1 protein-coding gene is annotated in these 943 nt (G+C 60.7%); it reads left to right on the top strand.

What is annotated here, in order from left to right:
- Positions 1 to 122: 122 nt before the first annotated feature.
- The coding region (locus FEM54_RS33185) for an MFS transporter (RefSeq protein WP_138454355.1) at positions 123 to 943 on the top strand (821 nt) is incomplete at its 3' end.

The following is a 943-nucleotide window of genomic DNA, read 5'->3' as shown; positions in this document are numbered from 1 at the left end:
CGGTTTTTATATCCTTAGTCATTAAGAATATTGGTGCCTGGCAGGTTGGCAGGGTACTAATCGCTACTTTGCCCCTTGGCAGTTCGGGCGTTCTACTGCTGCCTAACCAAGGCCTGTCACCCATGGAAAGTCCGAGCATCGAATACACCGACAAACAGCGCTGGTTTGCCTTAACCAAGATCAATACCCTCTCGGCACTCTCGCAGATCGTGCAGATCGGCACCGTTACGCCGCTGCTTTCGCTGTCGCTGGAACAGCAAGGCGTGGAGCCGGCCAAGATCGGCGTGATCGTCAGCGCCTCGTGGCTGGCGATTCTGCTGCTGTACAAATGGGTGCCGCGTTTGCTCGCCCACCTGGGGCTGGTCAAGACCAACATCCTCAGTGCGCTGCTCACCGTTGGCGCACTGATCGGCATGACCTTGACCCACCACCTGGTGCTGATTTTTGCGCTGAATTTTGTCCTCGGTATCGGCCTGATCCTGCGCTGGATCGCCTGCGATACCTGGATCGTCGCCGTCGCTTCCAAAGACGAACGCGGCCGCGCGATTGGCGTACACGAAACCCTCATGGGCCTGGCCATCGCCGTCGGCCCGCTGCTGCTGGTGGCCTTCGGCGTCGGCAGCGCCGCGCCTTACTACGCCTGCGCCGTCATCGTCCTGCTCTCCGGCCTACTGGCACTCACTCTCAAGCCCTACGACACCCAACCACAAACCCCGGCAGAAAAACGCCACGGCAAATTATTCAGCGTCATCCCCACCGCCCTCTGCGGCGCATTTATCGCCGGCTTCGCCGAAACCTCATCCGTATCATTCCTGGCCGGCTACAGCCTCTCGGCCGGCTACCTGCTCACCGCCGCGACCCTGCTGATCTCCGTCTTCGGCATCGGCGGCACCCTGCTGCAACTGCCCATCGGCTGGATGGCCGACCGCAGCTCCTACAGAAT

It is taken from the genome of Pseudomonas edaphica, assembly GCF_005863185.1.
Classification (GTDB): Bacteria; Pseudomonadota; Gammaproteobacteria; order Pseudomonadales; family Pseudomonadaceae; genus Aquipseudomonas; species Aquipseudomonas edaphica.
The sequence above is the reverse complement of the archived record's forward strand: the minus strand, read 5'-3'. Positions and strand labels throughout refer to the sequence as shown.